This is a genomic window from Pseudomonas sp. SDO5591_S426 (assembly GCF_054070755.1).
On record NZ_JBSVXD010000314.1, the window covers coordinates 1 to 3,888 of the forward strand.

General features: G+C 59.9%; 2 protein-coding genes and 1 riboswitch. Of the genes, one reads left to right on the forward strand and one right to left on the reverse strand.

What is annotated here, in order from left to right; translation table 11 throughout:
• Nucleotides 1-51: 51 nt before the first annotated feature.
• Nucleotides 52-1,491, reverse strand: a complete 1,440-nt coding sequence (locus ACW9JC_RS29140) for a TolC family outer membrane protein (RefSeq protein ID WP_457459367.1) — start codon at nucleotides 1,489-1,491, stop codon at nucleotides 52-54.
• 205 nt (nucleotides 1,492-1,696) lie between these two features.
• Nucleotides 1,697-1,802, forward strand: a riboswitch (TPP riboswitch).
• Between the two features lie 150 nt (nucleotides 1,803-1,952).
• On the opposite strand from ACW9JC_RS29140, the gene thiC reads away from it, so the two are divergent.
• A complete protein-coding gene (gene thiC / locus ACW9JC_RS29145) occupies nucleotides 1,953-3,842 on the forward strand; it encodes a phosphomethylpyrimidine synthase ThiC (RefSeq protein WP_457459369.1) in 1,890 nt (629 codons plus the stop codon).
• The last annotated feature ends 46 nt before the right edge of the window (nucleotides 3,843-3,888 follow it).

Here is a 3,888-nt window from a genome sequence, read left to right on the forward strand (position 1 = left end):
GGTGTACATCATTCCTATGTAGGAGCTGCCGAAGGCTGCGATCTTTTGTTTTTACTGACCCGGCCGTGCTTTCAGCTGTTCAGCCGCAGCCTTGGCCAGATCCGGCGGCAGGAAATCCTTGTCCGGGTTGTAATCAGCCTTGAGCCAGCGCGCCAGATCCTGCAAATCCCCCGGATTCAACGTCCCGGCCTGTTGCTTGAGGCGCAGGTTGTCGAGGATGTAGTCGTAGCGGGTGTTGTTGTAATCACGCACCGAGGTGTACAGCTGACGCTGCGCATCCAGCACGTCGACGATGTTTCGCGTACCCACCTGATAGCCGATTTCCGTCGCCTCCACCGCACTCTGGTTGGAGATGATCGACTGCTTGCGCGCCTGTACCTGCTCGACGTCGGTGTTCACCGCGCGGTGTAAGTCGCGGGTGTTTTCGACGATCTGCCGGCGCAGGGATTCGCGTTGCTGCTCGGTCTGGTCCAGTTGCGAGTACGACTGACGCACCTGGGAATTGATCAGACCGCCGCTGTAGATCGGGATGTTCAGTTGCAGGCCAATCGAGGATTGCTCGACGTCACCTTTGTACGGCTGGCCCAAGGCGTTCGGGTTACTGAAACCCAGTGCATCGTTGTCGCCTTTTTCGTATCGGGCCACCGCGTCGACGGTCGGTGCATGGCCGGCCTTGCGCTGTTTGAGGGTTTGCTCGGCGGCGCTGACGGCGTAGTTGCTGGCCAACAGATTGAGGTTCTGTCTGGCCGCGGTTTCGACCCAGGCCTTGGCATCGTTCGGTGCTGGCGGCAGGATCGGCAAGTTATGAGAAATGCCCCAGATGGCGTTGTACCGACGGTTGGTCAGGGTCACCAACGCTTCGAAGGCATCATCCACCTGGCGCTGCGCGACGATCCGGTTGGCGCGCGCGGTGTCGTAGCTGGCCTGTGAGTTCAGTACGTCAGTCTTGTCCGAGAGACCGACATCGAAGCGCTCATTGGACTGGTCGAGCTGACGCTTGAACGCGGCTTCTTCGGCTTTGGTCGAGGCCAGGTTGTCCTGGCTGCGCAGCACGTTGAAATAACTGTCGGCGGTTTGCAGGATCAGGTTTTGCTCGGTCGCCGAGAGTTGCAGGGCGGCCTGTTCGTTGACGTCCTTGGCGGCCTGGAACTGGAACCAGCGATCGGCACGGAACAGTGGCTGCGCCAGGGTTGCCTGGTAGGAATGCGCATTGCGGTTGGCAGTGGCCGACGGTTGATCGATCGACGTGCGAACGCTGGTGACATCCGCGCCACCCGACAGATTGGGCAGCAGCCCGGCGCGGGCCTGCGGTACGACTTCTTTCTGCGCGCCATACTGGGCGATGGCTGCGGCTAGGTCGGCGTTGTTGTCTACCGCCTCCTGATAGACGCTGACCAGATCGTTCTTTGTCGACATAGGCGCTTCTGCTGCCCAGGCCATTGTGGTGGACGCACAAGACACGGCAACAGCCAGTGAAAGTTTGCGCAGCATGAGGCGATCCCTAGCATTGATATTATGAAAATAATTCTGGCGCCAAGGTACGGCGCGGCCCCTACAGCGTCAATGCGCAGCTTGGCGTAGCGAGTGTAGTTGCGCATTCAAGCGGCAACAATCCTGCCGTTCCCGGTAATTGCGCCATTCATCATGGTGTTTGCAGCGGGGTTGGCGTTCTCTGCCAGTTGTGTCTAGACTGGCCGGGTTCTTGTCGGGGTGCCTTGCTATGAGGCTGAGATCGAATAATTTCGGATCCCGTTGAACCTGATCAGGTTAGCGCCTGCGTAGGGAACAAGATTTCTCGTCACCCGGCGAGTCCTCTTGTGCTTCGTCCGGGAAATTGTTCGACAATCGAACGCTCCCCGTGTGACGACGCACAGCACCAGTCCTGGTGCGTCCGTGCCTTTCAGGTTCTGCTCCGACAATCCACTGCCTGGATGCTGTCTGGAGAGCCCGTGATGACCATAAAAGCAAAAAACGCGATCAACCTCAGTGAGTCGGCCAAGGTCGATGAACAGTCGGTTCAACCGTTTACCCGTTCGCAAAAAATCTACGTACAGGGCTCTCGCCCGGACATCCGCGTGCCGATGCGCGAAATCACCCTGGACGTGACGCCTACCGACTTCGGCGGCGAAATCAACGCGCCGGTAACGGTCTACGACACCTCGGGTCCGTACACCGATCCGAACGTGGTGATCGACGTGCGCAAAGGCCTGGGCGATGTGCGTTCGGCGTGGATCGACGACCGTGGCGACACCGAACGCCTGAGCGGTCTGAGCTCGAACTTCGGTCAGGAACGCCTTGCCGATGCCGAGCTGACCAAGCTGCGTTTTGCCCACGTGAACAACCCGCGCCGCGCCAAGGCCGGGGCCAACGTCAGCCAGATGCACTACGCGCGCAAAGGCATCATCACTGCCGAGATGGAATACGTCGCCATCCGCGAAAACATGAAGCTGCAAGAGGCCCGCGCTGCCGGCCTGTTGAAGCAGCAGCACGCCGGCCACAGTTTCGGCGCGAGCATCCCGAAAGAAATCACCCCTGAATTTGTCCGCGAAGAAATCGCCCGCGGCCGCGCGATCATTCCGGCCAACATCAACCACACCGAACTGGAACCGATGATCATCGGCCGTAACTTCCTGGTGAAGATCAACGGCAACATCGGCAACAGCGCCTTGGGTTCGTCCATCGAAGAAGAAGTGGCGAAACTGACCTGGGGCATTCGCTGGGGTTCGGACACGGTGATGGATTTGTCCACCGGCAAACACATCCACGAAACCCGCGAGTGGATCATCCGCAACTCGCCGGTACCGATCGGTACCGTGCCGATCTACCAGGCGCTGGAAAAGGTCAACGGCGTGGCCGAGGACCTGACCTGGGAGCTGTTCCGCGACACGTTGATCGAACAGGCCGAGCAGGGCGTCGACTACTTCACCATCCACGCCGGCGTGTTGCTGCGCTACGTGCCGATGACCGCCAAGCGCGTCACCGGTATCGTTTCCCGTGGCGGTTCGATCATGGCCAAGTGGTGCCTGGCGCACCACAAAGAGAACTTCCTCTACACCCATTTCGACGAAATCTGCGAAATCATGAAGGCCTACGACGTCAGCTTCTCGCTGGGCGATGGCCTGCGTCCGGGCTCGATTGCCGACGCCAACGACGAAGCGCAATTCGGCGAACTGGAAACCCTCGGCGAGTTGACCAAGATCGCCTGGAAGCACGACGTGCAGTGCATGATCGAAGGCCCGGGCCACGTGCCGATGCAGTTGATCAAAGAGAACATGGACAAGCAACTGGAGTGCTGCGACGAGGCGCCGTTCTACACCCTCGGCCCGCTGACCACCGACATTGCGCCGGGCTACGACCACATCACCTCCGGCATCGGTGCGGCGATGATCGGCTGGTTCGGTTGCGCCATGCTCTGCTACGTGACGCCGAAGGAACACTTGGGCCTGCCGAACAAGGATGACGTGAAGACCGGGATCATCACCTACAAGATCGCCGCGCACGCCGCCGATCTGGCGAAGGGGCATCCGGGCGCGCAGATCCGCGACAATGCCTTGAGCAAGGCGCGCTTCGAATTCCGTTGGGAAGACCAGTTCAACCTGGGCCTCGATCCGGACACCGCTCGTTCGTATCACGATGAGACGTTGCCGAAGGATTCGGCCAAGGTCGCGCATTTCTGCTCCATGTGCGGGCCGAAATTCTGCTCGATGAAAATCACCCAGGAAGTCCGCGAGTACGCGGCCAACCAACGGATCGAAGCGGTGGACGTGGATGTCGCCCAAGGCATGGCCGAACAGGCCGAGCGCTTCAAGAAGGAAGGCAGTCAGCTGTACCAGAAAGTTTGATCTGACCCACCGCGCCAGTCTCTTGAGACTGGCGCGGCTCTTTGTA

What these genes read in the sequence shown, in the direction of transcription:
- ACW9JC_RS29140 (WP_457459367.1), bottom strand. Translation starts at nt 1,491, where the DNA reads ATGCTGCGCAAACTTTCACTGGCTGTTGCCGTGTCTTGTGCGTCCACC.
- thiC (WP_457459369.1), top strand. Translation starts at nt 1,953, where the DNA reads ATGACCATAAAAGCAAAAAACGCGATCAACCTCAGTGAGTCGGCCAAG.